General features: G+C 41.5%; 20 protein-coding genes and 2 riboswitches. Of the genes, 12 read left to right on the top strand and 8 right to left on the bottom strand.

Annotation, left to right across the window (positions count from 1 at the left end):
* Window positions 1-31: 31 nt before the first annotated feature.
* Entirely contained in the window at window positions 32-1,237 is a 1,206-nt protein-coding gene (locus tag ACZ9AO_RS19160) for an MFS transporter (protein ID WP_053534213.1), read from the top strand.
* A gap of 38 nt (window positions 1,238-1,275) precedes the next feature.
* Here the strand turns inward: ACZ9AO_RS19160 and thiE are convergent, their stop codons facing one another.
* The 5 genes from thiE to tenA are packed head-to-tail and all read right to left on the bottom strand — an operon-like array spanning window position 1,276 to window position 4,702.
* Window positions 1,276-1,908, bottom strand: coding sequence for a thiamine phosphate synthase (gene thiE, locus ACZ9AO_RS19155; RefSeq protein ID WP_476109882.1), 633 nt, complete (start codon window positions 1,906-1,908; stop codon window positions 1,276-1,278).
* The gene (gene thiM, locus ACZ9AO_RS19150) at window positions 1,889-2,704 is read right to left on the bottom strand and encodes a hydroxyethylthiazole kinase (protein ID WP_476109880.1); all 816 of its coding nucleotides are present in this window, start codon (window positions 2,702-2,704) and stop codon (window positions 1,889-1,891) included. The genes thiE and thiM overlap by 20 nt, the downstream gene beginning before the upstream one ends.
* Window positions 2,701-3,507: a bifunctional hydroxymethylpyrimidine kinase/phosphomethylpyrimidine kinase gene (thiD, locus tag ACZ9AO_RS19145; RefSeq protein ID WP_476109878.1), complete on the bottom strand. Its 807-nt coding sequence runs from the start codon at window positions 3,505-3,507 to the stop codon at window positions 2,701-2,703. The genes thiM and thiD overlap by 4 nt, the downstream gene beginning before the upstream one ends.
* Complete coding sequence (gene thiW, locus ACZ9AO_RS19140; protein WP_095390092.1) at window positions 3,476-3,997, bottom strand: energy coupling factor transporter S component ThiW; 522 nt, start codon at window positions 3,995-3,997, stop codon at window positions 3,476-3,478. Before thiW ends, thiD begins: the two co-directional genes overlap by 32 nt.
* Before the next feature lie 15 nt (window positions 3,998-4,012).
* On the bottom strand, window positions 4,013-4,702 hold the full coding sequence (gene tenA / locus ACZ9AO_RS19135) for a thiaminase II (protein WP_053534217.1): 690 nt from the start codon (window positions 4,700-4,702) through the stop codon (window positions 4,013-4,015).
* A 91-nt stretch (window positions 4,703-4,793) separates the two neighbouring features.
* Window positions 4,794-4,898, bottom strand: a riboswitch (TPP riboswitch).
* A 157-nt stretch (window positions 4,899-5,055) separates the two neighbouring features.
* A riboswitch (SAM riboswitch) is annotated at window positions 5,056-5,160 on the top strand.
* Window positions 5,161-5,335: 175 nt separating this feature from the next.
* On the opposite strand from tenA, the gene ACZ9AO_RS19130 reads away from it, so the two are divergent.
* A complete protein-coding gene (locus ACZ9AO_RS19130) occupies window positions 5,336-5,524 on the top strand; it encodes a Fur-regulated basic protein FbpA (RefSeq protein WP_034314291.1) in 189 nt (62 codons plus the stop codon).
* Window positions 5,525-5,776: 252 nt separating this feature from the next.
* Window positions 5,777-5,971 carry an aspartyl-phosphate phosphatase Spo0E family protein gene (locus tag ACZ9AO_RS19125; protein WP_318292373.1) on the top strand — a complete coding sequence of 65 codons (195 nt, stop codon included), beginning with the start codon at window positions 5,777-5,779 and terminating at the stop codon, window positions 5,969-5,971.
* 69 nt (window positions 5,972-6,040) lie between these two features.
* Here the strand turns inward: ACZ9AO_RS19125 and ACZ9AO_RS19120 are convergent, their stop codons facing one another.
* Entirely contained in the window at window positions 6,041-6,547 is a 507-nt protein-coding gene (locus ACZ9AO_RS19120) for an N-acetyltransferase family protein (RefSeq protein ID WP_476109876.1), read from the bottom strand.
* Between the two features lie 188 nt (window positions 6,548-6,735).
* Here ACZ9AO_RS19120 and ACZ9AO_RS19115 point away from each other — a divergent pair, with 188 nt between their 5' ends.
* On the top strand, window positions 6,736-7,437 hold the full coding sequence (locus tag ACZ9AO_RS19115; RefSeq protein ID WP_476109875.1) for a DUF459 domain-containing protein: 702 nt from the start codon (window positions 6,736-6,738) through the stop codon (window positions 7,435-7,437).
* Window positions 7,438-7,479: 42 nt separating this feature from the next.
* On the opposite strand, the gene ACZ9AO_RS19110 is transcribed toward ACZ9AO_RS19115, so the two are convergent.
* A complete protein-coding gene (locus tag ACZ9AO_RS19110) occupies window positions 7,480-9,294 on the bottom strand; it encodes an ABC transporter ATP-binding protein (protein ID WP_476109873.1) in 1,815 nt (604 codons plus the stop codon).
* Between the two features lie 282 nt (window positions 9,295-9,576).
* Here ACZ9AO_RS19110 and ACZ9AO_RS19105 point away from each other — a divergent pair, with 282 nt between their 5' ends.
* The 3 genes from ACZ9AO_RS19105 to ACZ9AO_RS19095 all read left to right on the top strand — a co-directional run bounded on the left by ACZ9AO_RS19105 (window position 9,577) and on the right by ACZ9AO_RS19095 (window position 11,251).
* On the top strand, window positions 9,577-9,960 hold the full coding sequence (locus tag ACZ9AO_RS19105; RefSeq protein WP_476109974.1) for a DinB family protein: 384 nt from the start codon (window positions 9,577-9,579) through the stop codon (window positions 9,958-9,960).
* Between the two features lie 77 nt (window positions 9,961-10,037).
* The gene (locus ACZ9AO_RS19100) at window positions 10,038-10,577 is read left to right on the top strand and encodes a M15 family metallopeptidase (RefSeq protein WP_476109871.1); all 540 of its coding nucleotides are present in this window, start codon (window positions 10,038-10,040) and stop codon (window positions 10,575-10,577) included.
* Between the two features lie 131 nt (window positions 10,578-10,708).
* Window positions 10,709-11,251: an acyl-CoA thioesterase gene (locus ACZ9AO_RS19095; protein ID WP_034314279.1), complete on the top strand. Its 543-nt coding sequence runs from the start codon at window positions 10,709-10,711 to the stop codon at window positions 11,249-11,251.
* 102 nt (window positions 11,252-11,353) lie between these two features.
* On the opposite strand, the gene ACZ9AO_RS19090 is transcribed toward ACZ9AO_RS19095, so the two are convergent.
* Complete coding sequence (locus tag ACZ9AO_RS19090) at window positions 11,354-11,989, bottom strand: Bax inhibitor-1/YccA family protein (protein ID WP_476109869.1); 636 nt, start codon at window positions 11,987-11,989, stop codon at window positions 11,354-11,356.
* Window positions 11,990-12,483: 494 nt separating this feature from the next.
* Between ACZ9AO_RS19090 and ACZ9AO_RS19085 the strand changes: the two genes are divergently transcribed.
* Genes ACZ9AO_RS19085 through opp4A form a run of 5 tightly spaced genes read left to right on the top strand, consistent with a single transcriptional unit; the run spans window position 12,484 to window position 18,099 of the window.
* Entirely contained in the window at window positions 12,484-13,509 is a 1,026-nt protein-coding gene (locus ACZ9AO_RS19085) for an ABC transporter ATP-binding protein (RefSeq protein WP_251538781.1), read from the top strand.
* Complete coding sequence (locus tag ACZ9AO_RS19080) at window positions 13,487-14,413, top strand: ABC transporter ATP-binding protein (protein ID WP_053534228.1); 927 nt, start codon at window positions 13,487-13,489, stop codon at window positions 14,411-14,413. Before ACZ9AO_RS19085 ends, ACZ9AO_RS19080 begins: the two co-directional genes overlap by 23 nt.
* A gap of 15 nt (window positions 14,414-14,428) precedes the next feature.
* Window positions 14,429-15,394 carry an oligopeptide ABC transporter permease gene (gene opp4B, locus ACZ9AO_RS19075; protein WP_034314271.1) on the top strand — a complete coding sequence of 322 codons (966 nt, stop codon included), beginning with the start codon at window positions 14,429-14,431 and terminating at the stop codon, window positions 15,392-15,394.
* 22 nt (window positions 15,395-15,416) lie between these two features.
* A complete protein-coding gene (locus ACZ9AO_RS19070) occupies window positions 15,417-16,316 on the top strand; it encodes an ABC transporter permease (protein WP_034315454.1) in 900 nt (299 codons plus the stop codon).
* Window positions 16,317-16,335: 19 nt separating this feature from the next.
* On the top strand, window positions 16,336-18,099 hold the full coding sequence (gene opp4A / locus ACZ9AO_RS19065; RefSeq protein WP_161922725.1) for an oligopeptide ABC transporter substrate-binding protein: 1,764 nt from the start codon (window positions 16,336-16,338) through the stop codon (window positions 18,097-18,099).
* Window positions 18,100-18,206 lie beyond the last annotated feature (107 nt).

Here is an 18,206-nt window from a genome sequence, read left to right as displayed (position 1 = left end):
AAGAAGGTCTAAAGTTCTTCAGGAGGAATATATGGGAAATAATGCGAAAATGATATCGCAGCGTAAGTTACTTGGTGTTGCGGGTCTTGGATGGATGTTCGATGCACTTGATGTCGGTATGCTTTCTTTCATCATTGTTGCATTAAAGCAGGATTGGAACTTAACCAGTGAGCAAGTTGGCTGGATTGGGAGCATAAACTCCATAGGAATGGCCGTTGGCGCCGTATTCTTTGGTGCGATGGCCGACAGGGTCGGACGAAAGAATGTCTTTATCATTACATTATTATTGTTTTCGATCGCAAGTGGCCTGTCTGCAGCAGTCAGTACACTCAGCCTGTTCTTGATATTGCGTTTTTTGATTGGAATGGGACTTGGGGGAGAACTCCCGGTTGCCTCGACATTGGTCTCTGAAAGTGTTGAAGCGAGTAAAAGGGGAAGGGTCGTCGTCCTTCTTGAAAGCTTTTGGGCGGTTGGCTGGATTTTGGCAGCACTCATATCCTATTTCATCATACCGGCTTATGGTTGGCGGGTAGCATTATTATTGAGTGCAGTTCCAGCTTTATATGCGCTGTATCTGCGCTTGAAACTGCCGGATTCACCAAAGTATACGGAACTTGAAAAAAAGCAAAGACCATCTGTATTAAGCAATATGAAAAGTGTCTGGAAAAAGGAATACTCCCGTCAGACCCTTGTATTGTGGATTCTATGGTTTTGCGTGGTCTTTTCCTATTATGGGATGTTTTTATGGCTGCCAAGCGTGATGGTCCTAAAAGGCTTCAGCATGATTCAAAGCTTTGAATATGTTTTGATCATGACGCTTGCACAGCTTCCGGGTTATTTTTCAGCTGCATGGCTGATAGAGAAGATGGGACGTAAATTCGTTTTGATCACATACTTAATTGGAACGGCCGTCAGTGCCTTTTTCTTTGGATCGGCAGAGGGGCTGGCACTGCTGATAGTTTCCGGAATGTTCCTCTCTTTCTTCAACCTAGGGGCATGGGGTGCACTTTATGCGTATACACCTGAGCAGTATCCAACATCAGTTCGCGGTACAGGGGCTGGGTTAGCTGCAGGGATCGGGAGAATTGGCGGTGTTCTGGGACCTTTGCTTGTAGGGTATCTAGTTGCCGCAGACACCCCGATTTCATCGATTTTCACCATTTTTACAATTGCTATTTTAGTGGGGGCAGTTGCCGTGGCTTTTGGGAAGGAAACAAAGAATACCGTTTTGACATAAACAAAGGATGGGGACTGCATGCAGTCTCCATCCTTTTGTTATTTAAAGTCTTTTATTATTTTTAAAAGGGATTCGGATGCAGTCTTCGGATTATTTGCATTCATGATGGCCGATACGACTGCGGTACCTGATAGTCCGCTATCAGAAAGAGCGGAAATGTTATCGGCAGTGATACCCCCGATGGCTACTGCGGGAATGGATACGCCGCGGCAAATTCCCCCCAGATCCTCAAGTGCCATTAGAGTTGCATCTTGTTTGGTCTTGGTGGGGAAAACGGAACCTACTCCGATATAATCGGCTCCATTTCGTTCGGCTTCGAGAGCTTCTTCAAGAGTGGAGACAGATACACCGACAATCATATCTTCAGGAACCATTTTTTTGACGACAGGCAGTGGAAGGTCATCTTGTCCAATATGAATTCCGTGCGCTCCAACCGCAAGTGCTATATCCACCCGGTCATTGATGATAAGGGGAATGGAAAGCTCATTCAATAACTGTTTTAATGCAGATGCTTTTTTATAAAAGGAGAGGGAGGAATTGTTTTTCTCTCTAAGTTGTACGATCGAGACTCCTCCTGAAACCGATTCTGCAATGATTTTGGTCAATTCTTCTATTGCTATGGACTCTTCCGTAACTAAATACAGGCTTAAATCAAATTGCGACTTCTTCACTTAGTTTCACCTCATGCATCCAGATTTCCTTATCCATTCTTGATATGGCATCGATTAATCGCACACGGAAAGTACCTGTTCCTTCATCCTTTTGAAGGGTTGAGGCTGCCAGTTCCCCTGATATGCTCATTGTTGATATACCGGCAATTGCGGCAGAATAGAAATCATCGGTGACTCCGGAAAAAGTTCCGATAAGAGCAGTGGACATGCAACCGGTACCTGTAACATTAGTTAAAAGGAGGTTCCCGTTATCGATGATGGACGTATGTTTTCCATCGCTGACCGCATCCTTAGCTCCGCTGACCACGATGATGCTATTCAATTCATTTGCCGCTTGTGCAGCCAGCTCGGCATTGCTAATCGCAAGTTCCCCCGAATCCACCCCGCGTGTAACGGTATCCCCACCCATCATTGACAGGATTTCACTCGCATTTCCGCGAATGATTTGGAAAGTAACCTTTCTTAGGAGCTCTTTGACTTGCTCTGTACGATAGGAGGTGGCACCAACTCCCACCGGGTCCAAAATCACCGGGATGTCCAGGGCATTTGCCGTTTTACCGGCAATCTCCATTGCTTCCAAGGCTTTATCATCGATCGTACCGAAATTCAGGACCAATGCATTTGCTAATTTGACCATATCCGCCACTTCTCTTGGGCTCGATGTCATTACTGGTGAACCTCCGATGGCAAGGGTGGCATTTGCACAGTCATTGACCGTAACAAAGTTGGTGATTTGGTGAACGAGTGGTTTCCTTTCTCTTACCTTCATAAATAAATCGGCTGAAGAAATCTTCATAACAAGTCACTCCGTTCTTTTTTTGAATATGAATGAAAATGATGGACAGGTCCATGACCTTTACCGATTGAAAAGCTATTGCGTATCGCTTCGGAAATATAGGTCTTGGCTTGTTCGATCGAGACTTGCAATGGCAGTCCATTTGCCAGGTTAGATGTAATGGCGGATGATAGGGTGCAGCCCGTACCATGAGTGTTTTTGGTATGAATGCGCTCTCCCTTGATCCAGTGGAAGTCAGTACCATCATAAAAAAGATCATTTGGATTTCCTGCTGCATGGCCGCCTTTAAGTAAAACGGCTTTGGGACCCATTTCTTGTATCGTAATGCATGCCCTGTAGAAATCTTGTTTCGTCCGAATCGGGAAGCCAGTAAGTACTTCCGCTTCTGGTACATTGGGTGTTACAAGAGTTGCAAGCGGAAGCAATTCCATTTTTAAGGCAGAGACGGCCTTTTCGTCGAGCAAATGGTGGCCGCTTTTGGAAACCATGACAGGGTCAAGGATAACGATGGCAGGCATGAAGGTTTTAAGGGACGCAGCGACCGTTTCCACGATTTCTTTTGATCCAAGCATGCCTATTTTTACTGCATCGACAGGAATATCTTCAAAGATAGCTGCAATTTGATCCGATATGATAGCTGTTTCAATGGGCTGTACAGAACGGACTTCCATTGTGTTTTGGGCGGTTACGGCTGTGATGGCAGACATTCCAAATACACCATGTGCAGAAAATGTTTTTAAATCCGCTTGTATTCCAGCACCGCCCCCTGAATCAGAGCCTGCGATCGTTAATGCTGTTTTCATAAAAAAACCCCTTCATATAATTATTTTTTAGCAGTATTTTAAGTAATATGAAAGCTAAAATCGCCCCTGCGAATGAACTGAACATAAAAGCCGGTAAAAAACCAAAAAGAGCAGCTTTTTCTCCCAATAGGAGGGTTGCAAGCGGATAACAGGCCAGGGAACCGAGAATGCCGGTCCCGATCACTTCCCCTAAACAGGCGAATTTTAAGCTTTGTGTTTTTCGATAAAGGATGGCGGCCAAAAGTGCACCAATCATGCTGCCGGGAAAGGCGAAAATTGAACCGGTACCAGACATGTTTCTAATGATGGAAACTAAAAAAGCTTGTGTCACAGCATATGCAGGCCCCAATAGAACCGCCGTCAGGACATTTGCCAGATGTTGAATAGGAAAGATTTTTGCAAATCCTGCAGGGATGAAAATAAATGAACTGGTCAGCGTCGTTAAAGCCGTGATCATGGCAGTCAATGTCAGTTTCTTGATAGGATTCATCCTCATGTCAACCACCTACAGAGGCCAATCCTGCTCATTTTGAACCATGTCCCAGAATAAATATTCATATCGGGAAGTAACCAAAAAGTGCTTTTCTAATCTAAGAAGTTCCTTTTCAGGCATGCCTTCCGTCAATTCTTCCAACAAAGTGATCAGCCACTTGTGTGCTTCCCCGAATTCAGGAGATGAATAGGACCTTATCCAATCTGCGTAGCGATTGTTTTCCAGTGCTGCTCCATTTTGTTCTTTTAATAGCAAACCGATTTCATAATAATCCCAAGCGCAGGGCAGGAGACAGGCGATCAAGTCTGCCAAAGTCCCATGCTGAGCTGCATTTAGCATGTAACCTGTATAGGCTAGAGTGGTTGGAGTAGGTTCTGTATTTTCCAATTCCTTGGAGCTGATCCCGAATTCGGAAGCATAATGCCGATGAATATCCATTTCCACTTGAAGGGTTTCATTTAAAATGCTCGCAAATTTTGCCATGGTTTCGATGTTATGGGCTTTGATGACACCTAAAGCAAAGAGCTTGGAATAATCCATGAGATAGACATAGTCCTGCTTCAGGTAATAGGCAAATTTCTTTTCAGGAAGTGTACCGTTTCCAATTGCCTGGACAAAGGGATGTGAATGGTTCCTTTTCCAAATCTCTTTTGCCCGTGCGTGCAGTCTATCACTGAATGTTTCTAATTTTGTATTCTCCATTGTTCATCCTCCTATAGAATGGCTCCCTTTGTTGAATAAAAAACCCCGTTCCTGAATACGGAACGGGGTAGATGGATATAGTCTGTAAAATGGACGATATCATCCACTTCCCTCCGCCGGTATGAGCCGGTTCAGGTTCAAAGGGTCCGGAACTAATTCCATCTCAGTCTTAAAAAAGACTCCCCTAGTGGTGTGAATTGTATGTAATTACTGACATCATATCAGAAAGACAAGAAAATGCAACCCGTATTTGAAAGAGGTATCACTTTATGTCCAGGAAAAAAGGGAGAACCAGGTAATTGACTTTTGAAGATTATTAGGATAGAATCATTTCTACATCATTATATATCGAATTCTTATCCAGAGAGGTGGAGGGACTTGGCCCTAAGAAACCTCGGCAGCGGACCCGTTTAGGGAACTGTGCTAAATCCAACAAGCATATGCTTGGAAGATAAGAAGAGCCGTACGGACACTGTCAGCCTCTTCTTAAATTAGAAGGGGCTTTTATTTTTGGGAAATAACGTTTAGTGACATACTAGAAAAGGTATATATAATTTGGTGAAATCAAACAAGTTGATAAAGTTTAGCTAACTAGAAGCAGGCACTAGGACGACTGGGAAAGGAGCCATTTACATGGCAGAATTATTTAAGAGGATTGAACAGAGGAAGGCAAAACTCATTGAAGAGCTATTGGCCAATGGAGTATACAAAACCTCTGATGAAAGGCACCTTTATGATGCCCCATTAAAAGTACTTGAAGATGAATATAAGATTGTTATAAATAGACCTAATAACGAGTCACCTTCTGAATGGATGACATAGTAAACGGAATACAATATTTGGATTTTTGGATAAGGGATATGATGTAAGCATTCGCAGTCTACACTAGTGGATGCTTTTTTTGCGTTTATTAGAAAACGACACAAATTATACATAATTAAATAACAAAATAGGTGTTTTGTCACATTTTACCTATAAAATAACACATTTAATTTCTGAAAAATAGTTGATTTTAACTAGTGGTTTCATTATGATGAAAGTGTAAAAATATTGAATAAATGGGAGGTGACTATGATGCCTTGCCGTAAGGTAACTATAGAAAAAGTAGAAGAGAAGAGACAGGAAATGATAAAGTTGGGAGCGATATACGGCTTAACAAATCTGCTGACTGTACAAGCCAGTCAAGAATTGGATACGCTATTGAATGCCTTAGCAAGTAAAAGAGATTCTGAATATTTTTCCCTTCAAGAAGCATATAGGTATTTTTAAATTAGCAATTCGACCTGTATTAATCTGAAAAAGCTACTGCTCAAGGCAATAGCTCTAAAGAATTATATATTAAATATCGACACGTTTACCTAGAATGATCAAATCCCGCTCAATGCCATCCATCTCGGCAACTTGAGGTAAATGTGCCCATTCTTCAAACCCGAATTTGGAAAAAAGCTTAAGGCTTGGTGTATTATGGGCAAAAATGAAACCCAATAAAGTCTTAACACCTAATTTTGGACTCAATTCAATTGCCTTTCGAATCGAAATTTGTCCAATTCCTTTTCCCCGGAAATAATCATCAATGTAAATACTGATTTCGGCAGTGGAATTATATGCCGGTCGGCCATAAAAGGATTGAAAGCTCATCCATCCAGCGGTTTTCCCTTCTATAGTAATGATATATAGCGGTCTACTTTCTGAATGATGTTCCTCAAACCATTTAACCCTCGATTGGACGGATACAGGTTCCGTATCTGCCGTGACCATTCTTGAAGCAATTGTCGAATTATATATTTCAACAATTCTGGGTAGATCAGATAGTTCTGCCTCTCTAAACTCTATGTGTTCTTTCATGATTTAAACTCCTAACTATCATTTATTCAATCTCCAGAATGAAGGGTAATCCCGTTTCCATTGAAAGTTTTATATTATCATACACTCTTTATTCTTTATCTGACAATTCTTTTTTATGTTAGTACTGCAGATTTTTTGGGTATGAAAAAGATTAAATACTTCTAGTAAAAAGACAAGAGGAGAACCAAATGAAAAAATTGACAGGTATATTGATTATCGTACTGGTTATATGTTTTGCTGCATATGAATTTCAGGCCTCGGAGTCGGAAGATGTGCAAAGGGTCATGGCTTTTGGAGATTCATTAACCTATGGAAAAGGGGATAAGAACGGGGAAGGATATATAGAAGGCCTTGAGGATGAATTGAATAATCCGCAATCGGAGCAAAAAGTGAGTTTTTGGAATTACGGTATTAAAGGCCAGGAAACGGATGGGGTGATGAAACAGCTAGATGATTACCGCATTAAAACGAAACTTGATGAAGCCGATACTTTCATTGTTTTTATTGGAACGAATGACTTGATCAATAGTAATGGCGGGAACTTGGAGAAAATAAGTGACCGAAAAATCAATGAGGGTAAACGGGAATATATCAACCATCTGAAAAAGATTACATCAACACTGATAGAGGCAAACGATAAAGCGGATATTCTGGTAGTAGGACTATATAACCCAATTAAAGACAATCAAAAACTTGAAAAGCACATTCGCGATTATAACGAGTCAATAAAGGGATTAGCCGATAAAGGTGAACGGATGTTATTCATTCCTACAAATGATCTTTTTGAAGATGAAAAGAAAACAAAGTATTTCAGTGATAAGTTACATCCGAATGAAAAAGGGTATCAGCTCATTGCGAATCGGGTTTTGGAAAGTTATGACTTCAAATGAAACCAAACATGCACAGAAAGGCTTTCTGTGCATGTTTGCCTGCTAAGTTGCTAGGTATTTGATATCGCTTAGTTGAGGGAACTGTAAGTCATGGAGCTGCTTGTATCGGCCGTTGTTTTGCATTAACTGGTCATGTGTTCCTTTTTCAAGAACCTGCCCTTTTTCCAGAACGATGATTTGATCGGCGTCATGAATGGTCGATAAACGATGTGCAATGACTATTGAAGTCCGTTTTTTCATTAAACGTGACAAGGCTTGCTGTATCAAATGTTCAGATTCTGTATCCAAGGCCGCCGTTGCTTCATCGAGAATGATGATTTGCGGATTTTTCAAAAGTGCCCTGGCAATGGCAATGCGCTGTTTTTGTCCGCCTGAAAGCTTGACTCCGCGCTCCCCGATCTGAGAATCATAACCATCAGGAAAGGCACTGATAAAGTCATGCGCATTTGCAGCTTTGGCGGATTCGATGATTTCATCATCTGTAGCATTAAGTTTGCCATATACGATGTTATCACGGATAGAACCATTGAATAGAATGATATCCTGAGAAACAATTCCCATTTGTCCCCGTAATGATTTCAGTGACACATCTTTGATATTATGTCCATCCATTTTAATCGTTCCATTTTGCGGATCATAAAATCGGATCAGTAGGCTCGTGATGGTCGATTTTCCTGCGCCGGAGGAGCCGACCAAAGCGGTTACTTGACCAGCTTTCATGGTCAGGTTTAGATTGCCGAGAACAGGAACAGTCTCATCATAAGCAAAATCAACACTTTTAAACTCAATTTTCTTTTTTATGGCAGGGAGTTCAATGGCATTTCCCTTGTCACTTATTTCAGGTTGGGTTTCCAATATTTCAGTTATCCGCTCAAAGGCGGCGGCTGATTGCTGGACAATGCTGATTACCCGGCTAAAATTGCGAACGGGACTCTGCAGCAACCTCAAATATGCTAGAAAGGCCACGATTAATCCTATTGTGAATTCACCTTCCATCACTTGCCAAGCACCGAACACAATGACTGCTACAAGACCGATATTGTTCAATAAATCAATAATCGGCCCGAACATGGAACGCAGCCGAACGGACTTAAGGTTTGCAGTCATATTTTCCTGATTACGCTCCGCAAACCGTCTTGATTCGAATTCTTCATTTGTAAAAGATTGAATGAGCCGCATTCCTGAAATCGAATCCTTGCTGACATCTCCTGCGGAACTTTGCACAGACCTAAATGACATCCTGATGCGTTTCCCGAATACCCTTGTGATATAGAACATGAAAGGGAATGTAATTAGAAGGACAATGGTAAGCTTCCAGTTAATGAAAAGCATATATAACGCTACGGCAATGAAGGTCACCGTGTCAGTCAACACTTGAAGCATGCTCGAAGAGATAAGCTGCTGCAGTAAATTGACATCATTGGTCAACCGCGACATTAAGTCACCAGTCCGGTTTTTATCAAAGAATTTCATATCCAGTGTTTGAATATGTTCATACATGCTATTACGTATATCCATGATGGCCTTTTGACCGACCTTGGAAACGATATAGCTGTTAAAGTAGTTCAGTATAGCCAATAAGATTGCAGCACAAAGAATTCCTGCACCAATCCAGATCAACGAGTCATATCTTTTTTCGGGAATGATTTTATCAATCGTAAACTGTGTCAATTGGGGGATGGAGAACTCAAGCAATGAAATGAAAAGCATGATACATAAAACCAAAGAGCAAAACTTCCATTTCGATGGGACCCGATTGAACATTTGTTTAAGCATCAACCATATGCTTCCTTTTGAGGGTAATGCATGTATTGCACTGCGCCCTTTGTGGCTGAATGGAATATGTCCTCCACTCATAACGATCACTCCTATTTTACTGTCCTAGATGATTTTTGCCTTTATGACTATCATAGAGCTTTTGGAAAAATAGACAACTTTTAATCGGTTCGTTTTGTCAAAAAGTATTATTATTTTACACTTTCCTATAGGACATGGAATAATTAAAGGAGATTAGCGAGGCTGATAAGAGGAAGTGCTAAAATGAATGAACATGAAAAAATCAGGGAAGAACTTTTAAATGCGGTCAACGGACTATCGGATGAACAGCTGAACGCCCAACCTGAAACAGGAAGATGAAGCATCATCCAGGTTTTGGATCATTTATATTTAATGGAGAGCGCCATAACAAAGAGCATTTCCGATAAATTGAAGAGCTATGAAAGCATTGCTGCAGTGGATAAACCGATAGAACTTACGTTAAATCGTGAAGTGAAGGTCGAGGCCCCGCCATTTGTCACTCCGTCGGAATCATACCAAACTTTGAGTGAAGTTAAGGAGAAGTTGTCCGAATCCCGAAAAGCTTTTGTACATGTCGTTGACCATGCAAAGGAAATTGATCTCGAACAAAAGTCTTTTCCGCATCCTTTGTTCAAAGATTTAAGCCTGAAGCAATGGATTCCGTTCGTGGGACTGCATGAAAAACGGCATTTATTGCAAATTGAAGAATTAAAAGCAAAGTTATAATAGAAGAAAAACTCATCCGTCTTTGGTTGAGTTTTTCATTTTAGACAGATATTTTCGTAAAGGGAAGGATTTTTTAAGTGAAAGCCACTTGGGTAAGGACATATTTGGTATTGGGCTTTTTCGGATTGCTGCTGTGGCTCTTGTTCAAGTATATGCTTCCGCCTGATCTAGACGAAATCGAACTGACTGACGAGCTGAATCCGATTGTCGCCGAAAAAAAAGACGAGCTCATTCAACTGGCTAAGGACAAAGGCATCCCGGTAATCATTACGGCCGGATTCCGGTCTTTAGCCGAACAAAATGAACTCTATGAAAAGGGCCGATCAGACCCGGGCAACATCGTAACGAATGCAAGAGGTGGCGAGTCGCTGCATAATTTCGGTTTGGCGATAGATTTTGCCCTCCTTAACAAACAAGGCGAGGCCATTTGGGATATGAGTTATGACGGTAACGGTAATGGAAAGTCGGATTGGATGGAAGTCGTTACAATCGCTAAAGGGTTAGGTTTCGATTGGGGAGGGGATTGGGCAGGGTTCAAGGATTATCCGCATTTACAAATGACATTTGGCTTAAGTCTGCGTGAGCTGCAGCAAGGCAAGCAGCCAAAAGGGCAGTGAAAGTGGTTGGCTTCATTATAAGCCGCATAATTTTGACTAATAGCAGGAAAATAAGCATGTGAATTGCTTTACAGGTAAGAATTCGATAAAGTGAACTAGTGAGAAATCAGACATAAAGGAGTGCAGTCACCATGGAAGAAACAAAAAATTGCCGGGACTCTTTGGTCATAAAAACAAGCCTTGTCCTCCCGCCGGATACAAATAATATTGGTACGATGTTCGGAGGCAAATTAATGGCATACATTGATGATGTAGCGGCTATATCAGCCATGCGTCATGCGCGAAGCAACGTCGTTACGGCATCAACTGATTCCGTAGATTTCCTGCACCCTATTCACGAAGGAAATGCAGTTTGCCTTGAAAGCTTCGTGACTTATACGGGCAGAACATCAATGGAAATCATCGTAAAGGTGATTGCAGAGGATTTAGTTACAGGAGCCCGAAATTTATGCGTCATTTCCTTCCTGACATTTGTTGCCATTAATGAAGAAGGTAAACCAATTCCTGTTCCGCGTTTGGTTCCGGAAACGGAGATGGAAATGAATTTAAATGAATCAGCAAAACAACGGGCCCAAATAAGGAAAAAAAGAAGGGAAGATACACAGTTCATTGCAAGTACTTTCGGTGTGAAACTGCCATGGACCGATCAATCAAATCCAGGATTATATAAATAAGATAGGCATCCCTTCAGCCGTTCTTATTGATGATCGAGACATTAAGTGAAAAGACGCTTGGATAAATCCAAGCGTCTTTTTTATGGTACCTTGTTAGGTCTTTTAGTCATCGCTTGCTAAAATACCAAAGAAGCGCAAGATGTTAATGAATAGGTTAATGAAATCAAGATATAGATTCAAAGCCATGAGCGGTACTTCTTCGGCTGTTACCCCGTAATGCTTCATTCGATTGAAATCATATAAAATATAACCGCTGAAAACTAAAATCCCTATAAATGAAAAGACCAGCATGGCTGTAGAGCTTAATGGAAAGAAAATGTTGAAAATGCTAATGACGACTAAAGCTAGCAAGGCCGCAAATAACATTCCCCTCAAGAATGAAAGGTCCCTTTTGGTGGTTGTGGCATAAACCGCCAGTCCTCCAAATACGACTGTTGTCGTAACACCTGCCAGGATCACCACATTTGCCCCTGCAGCGGCTAGGTAGTGGGCAATGATCGGATAGGTCGTAATTCCAGAAATCAACGTGAAAATATACAAAAATGTGTAACCGATGGCTTTTTTCCTTCGCAATATGAATGCTCCAATCAACATGGAGATCTCAAGTATCGCCAAGGGAAGAAACAAGGATGGCGGAACAAGAGTGCCGAGAGCCATACCTAAAACGGAAACGGCAAGAGATAAAGCGAACGTCCGCATGACGGACGGCATATATGTTTGTACAGTTTGTGAATACATTCAATCACCCCATCATTTATTTTCTACCGTTTTCTACGAATCTGTTTTAAAAAGGTTTCATTGCATACAATGAAAATTTAGTGTTTTTTTAAAAGTATTGAAATATATATGAAGTAATTACCTTTTCTATGATATTCTTACAAATATACTAATTTTTCTGAAATATTAAAATACTTTAAACGGAACCATTCCGCGGTAAGTAAAACGATAAGCTCAATAAATAGGCATAAACTTCAAAAAAAGCTATCTCGAAATAATAAATTTGAAATTATTGAATCTATATATTTAATAGGACTTCAAAACTTTACTGTATAACAGTTATAAAGGAAACGTTTTTATGTTGCAGAAAATTATTCCTAAAGTTATAAAATATGAAAAAAATGTGATTATTTTCTATAAAAACTATTGTATAATTGTAAAAAAATGATTAAAATTTTAAATAATTATCAGAAGATTAATTATTTTCCCGATAAAATAGTTTAGGGGGAGCAAGGATGAAGAAAGCTATTTTGCAAATAGAAAACCTAACTACCTCATTTCGAATCGGTAACAAATATCATGCAGCGGTTGATGATGTTTCGTTTACAGTGAATGAAAATGAAATTGTAGCAGTTGTTGGAGAATCAGGATGTGGAAAGAGTGCATTGGCCTTATCCATCATGCAATTACATAATAAGCAGAGAACGAAATCCGAAGGAAACATCAATTATAAAGGCCAAAATCTCCTAAAGTTGAATGATGTGCAAATGAATAAAGTCCGTGGTAAGGAATTGGGTATGATATTCCAGGAACCTTTAACAGCTTTGAACCCGCTCATGACCATTGGAAAACAGATCGAGGAGAATCTTGATTACCATACTGAACTCTCCAGTGCTGAAAAAAAGAACAGGACGATCGAACTTTTGACACAAGTGGGAATTCCATACCCTGAACGGACGTACAAGCAATATCCGCATGAGCTCTCGGGCGGAATGCGGCAAAGGGCAATGATCTCGATTGCCATTGCTTGCAACCCTGCACTGGTCATCGCCGATGAACCCACGACGGCATTGGATGTTACGATCCAAGCGCAAATACTTGATCTGCTGAAGGATATCCAAAGCAGGACAAAAATGGGGATCATATTAATTACTCATGATCTGAGCGTAGTAGCAGAGGTCGCTGACAGGATCGTTGTCATGTATGCAGGTCAGGTAGTGGAAACGGGAAGTGTTAAAGAGATATTCAACAATCCGCTGCATCCATATACAAGGTCGTTATTGAATTCGATTCCTTCGGCCGCAAACGAGAAAAACCGTTTGCATGTCATCGAGGGAATCGTTCCATCGATAGCCAAAATGGATCGGATCGGATGCCGCTTCCAAGATAGGATTCCTTGGATACCAAAACATGCGCATGAAGAGACACCCCGGCTTCACGAAGTGGGCAACGGTCATTTTGTCCGCTGTACCTGCTATAAAGCATTCTATTTTCAAGTAGAAGGAGATGCATCGGCTCATGACATTACTAAAATTAGATAATTTAAAAGTGCATTTTCCAATAAGGGGCGGTTTTTTTCGAAGGGTGGTCGATCACGTAAAGGCCGTGGACGGTGTTTCCTTTGAGTTGCAGCAAGGGGAAACATATGGTTTGGTCGGAGAATCCGGAAGCGGCAAGTCCACGACAGGCAAGGCAGTGGTCAAACTGAATGAGGTGACATCCGGACAAATCCTGTTTGAAGGCAGGGATTTGGCATCTTTAAGTAGAAGAGAAATTAAACCGTTCAGAAAAGATATCCAAATGATTTTCCAAGACCCGTATTCATCATTGAATCCCAAGAAGAGGGTACTTGACATAATTGCCGAACCGCTGAGGAACTTTGAACGGTTATCCCCTTCAGAGGAAAAGAAAATCGTACAGGACTTCTTGGACAAAGTCGGACTGAGTCCGGAATCGATCCACAAGTATCCTCATGAATTTTCTGGGGGGCAGCGCCAGCGAATCGGGATTGCCCGATCATTGACATTGAAGCCTAAACTGATCATTGCGGATGAACCGGTGTCAGCACTGGATGTTTCCGTTCAGGCACAAGTGTTGAATTTTCTTCAGGATCTCCAACAGGAGTTCAATTTGACTTATTTATTTGTCGGGCATGATTTAGGTGTAATCCGGCATATGTGTGACCGGATGGGTGTTATGTATCGCGGTAGATTGGTAGAGGAAGGAAAAAGCGAGGAAATCTATGAAAATCCCCAACATATATACACGAAGCGCCTGATTGCCGCCATTCCTGATTTAGAGCCGGAAGTTCGTGAAGATAAAGTGCAGCTTAGAAAAAAACTCACCTCGGAATATGAGTCTACCTACTCAAAATATTTCGATGAGAATGGACGTGCTTACGATTTGAAGCCGATCTCATCGACACATAGAGTCGCATTACAATAAGGAGGTGGAAGGAATATGTGGAAATTTATCCTAAGACGATTATTAGTTATGATCCCGCAGCTCTTTTTATTGAGCATCATCGTTTTCATGATGGCAAAGGCAATGCCAGGGGATGCCCTGTCCGGCCAGGAAATAAACCCTAGGGCCAATCCGGCAGAGCTTGATAGGATCAGGGAAGAACTTGGTTTGAATGACCCTTGGTACCAACAATATATAAGGTGGGCATCCAATGCAGTACAGGGTGATTTCGGTGTTTCCTATACACATAAGACGCCCGTTATGGATGTAATCGAAGACAGGCTTTGGAACACGGTGTTCCTGGCGTTGGTCACGCTGATCTTTACATATATGCTTGCGATACCATTAGGCATACTTAGCGGAAGGTATAACGATACCTGGGTGGATAAAACCGTTACGGGTTATAGCTATGTAGGGTTCGGCACCCCGATTTTCATTTTTGCTTTAATCATGTTATTCGTTTTCGGATTTGCCCTGGATTGGTTCCCGTCTGGCGGCAGTGTCGATTCAAAGGTGGACGAAGGAACTTTCGCCTATGTTGTAAGCAAGATCAATCATTTGATTTTACCAGCTTTAAGTACAGCTTTAATTGCAACAACAAGTACGATCCAATATTTGCGAAATGAAATCATCGATAATAAAATCAAGGATTTTGTAAGGACAGCGCGTTCGAAGGGTGTGCCTGAATCAAAAGTGTATTCACGGCATATCCTGAGAAATTCCTTTTTACCGATAGCAGCATTCTTAGGTTATGAAATTACTGGATTGATCGGCGGCGCGGTCATAATCGAGACCATTTTCAGTTATCCGGGACTGGGGCAGCTTTTCCTTAGTTCAGTAAGTCTGCGGGATTTCAGTGTTGTCACGGCCATCGTCATGATGACGGGATTTGCCACTCTGCTTGGCACTCTTCTTTCGGACATCATACTTAGTGCGGTCGATCCGCGTATACGGATAGAATAGGAGCGGGGTGAGTCGTATGGAAATGAAAGTGGAAACCGGAAAGAACATACAAGTTAACGATGTGAGCCCTTCAGGAATGAAAATCATCTGGCAGGAAATCAAAAAAGATAAACTTGCCATGGGCTCATTGATTATATTAGCAGCCATATTGCTTTTTGTTTACGGTGCGTCGTTCTTCATGGACGCCAAGGAAATAGCCAAAGTCGATTTTCTCTCCATTTATATGGAACCATCTTCAGACTATTGGCTTGGAACCGATTATGGCGGCCGGGATGTATTCGGACAACTGATAATAGGTACCAGAAATTCATTCACGATCAGTTTATTCATTACATTATTCACGGCCATCATCGGTTTATCTTTAGGACTTCTTGCCGGTTACTTTGGCGGGGCAACCGATAATGTGATCATGCGTGTTATCGATTTCGTGATTGCCCTGCCGCAATTGATGTTCATCATCGTTGTGGTCACGATTGTACCGATCTTCAATGTATATGTTTTCATTTTAATCATGACGATGTTTTTATGGACAGGAAAGGCACGGCTGATTCGTTCAAAGGCTTTGTCTGAGCGAGAGCTGGATTATATTCATGCCTCACAGACTCTCGGGACGCCACATTGGAAAATCATCCTGTTTCAGCTTCTGCCCAATGTCAGTTCATTGATCATCGTTAACTTCATTTTGAACCTTGCTGGCAATATTGGCTTAGAATCCAGTTTGACTTTCTTAGGGTTCGGCCTTCCGGAGAGCACCCCGAGTTTAGGGACGCTCATCAGTTATGCTCGAAATCCAGATGTTCTGGAAAACAAGTGGTGGATATGGGTACCCGCATCACTCATGATTTTAGTGTTGATGCTGAGTATAAATTTCGTTGGTCAAGCGTTAAAACGCGCAGCCGATGCAAGACAAAGAAGAGGATAAAAAAAGGGGAGTGTATGATATGAAAATCAAAAGCTACAGTAAGGTATTAAGTGCATTGGCCATTTCGTCTCTACTGCTTGCTGCATGTTCGAATGATACGGAGAAATCGTCAACGAAAGAGAAAAAAGGGAAAGATGTAGAACAGGTCGATACCTCTAAATTCCCGACAAAGACGACGAATCAAGGAGAGCCGATTGAAGGCGGCCATTTGACATATGGTTTGGTATCAGATACCCCGTTTGAAGGGATATTAAACAAAGTTTTTTATCAAGGCGAACCCGATAACCAAGTTATCACATTCTTTGATGAAGATTTATTGGATACAGACGAAAACTATGTATATACGAATGAAGGTGCCGCTTCCTATGAGATTTCAGACGATCATAAAACGGTCACGCTGACGATTAAGGATAATGTAAATTGGCATGATGGAAAGCCTGTGACAGGCGCCGATTTGGAATATGCATATCTTGTCATGGGAAGCAAAGATTACAAAGGTGTCCGCTATGATGAGCAAATGGCTTTAATCGAGGGTATGGAAGAGTATCATGAAGGGAAAGCGGATAAGATTTCAGGCATTAAAGTCGATGACAAGAAAATCACTTTCACTTTCAAAAAAGCGAACCCGTCCGTCACGACCGGATTATGGACATACCCGCTTCATAAAGAATACTTAAAAGATGTTCCGATTGCGGATTTGGAATCTTCTGATAAAATCCGTAAAAATCCGATTGGTTTTGGACCATTCAAAGTGAAGAAAATCGTTCAAGGGGAAGCGGTCGAATTCGAAGCGAATAAAGATTATTACCGCGGTGAACCAAAATTGGACAGTGTCACATTAAAAGTCGTGAATCCGTCTGTTGTCGTCAAGTCACTTGAAAATGGTGACCTCGATGTAGCGGAGGTCCTGGCGGAGCAATATGAGCAAGCCAAGGAATTGGATAATGTCGAATTATTGGGGAAAGTTGAATTGGCTTATACCTATATTGGTTTCAACTTCGGTCATTATGATAAGGAAAAAGAAGAAAATGTTATGGATGAAAATCCTAAATTCGGTGACAAACGCCTTCGTCAGGCGATGGCATATGCCATCAATAATGAAGAAGTTGGCGAAAAGATGTTCAAGGGCCTTCGCTTCCCTGCCAACTCTGTCATTACCCCGAACTTTAAATATAACAATAAAGATTTAAAAGCATATGAATATAATCCTGAAAAAGCTAAGGAACTTTTGGATGAAGCAGGATTTGTAGATACGAATAACGATGGCATTCGTGAGGATGCTGATGGAAAAGAGTTCAAAATCAACTTTGCTTCCATGAGCGGTTCCGATGTTTCTGAGCCACTGGCAAGATATTATATCCAGCAATGGGAACAAGTAGGGTTGGACGTCGAATTGCAGGATGGAAGGCTGCATGAGTTCAATTCTTTCTACGACCTGCTGAAAAAGGATAATGATAAAGTTGATATTTATCAAGCTGCATGGGGTGTCGCTTCCGATCCGGATCCATCAGGCATTTGGTCCAGGTCTGCAGAATTTAACTATACCCGCTGGGTGAGTGAAAAAAATGATGAGCTTCTTGCTAAAGGGATTTCAGAGGAAGCCTTCGATGATCAATATCGAATCGATACGTATAATGAGTGGCAAGAATTGATTCATGAAGAGGTTCCGGTCATTCCGACATTATTCCGTTATCAATTGGCTGGAGTGAATGAACGCGTTACAGGTTACGATTATCTCGCAGGCCGTCAATATCAATGGCATAATGTCGGGGTAACGAAATAATTTAAGAAGACTATCGGCTGCCTTTATGGCGGTCGATTTTTTTTGCGTTTCAATGGAGTGGATAAAGGTTATATAGATAATAGTAAGTAATTGGAAGGGTGATATTG

It is taken from the genome of Peribacillus sp. TE19612 (genome assembly GCF_056279465.1).
This window is presented reverse-complemented; position numbering and strand designations above follow the sequence as displayed.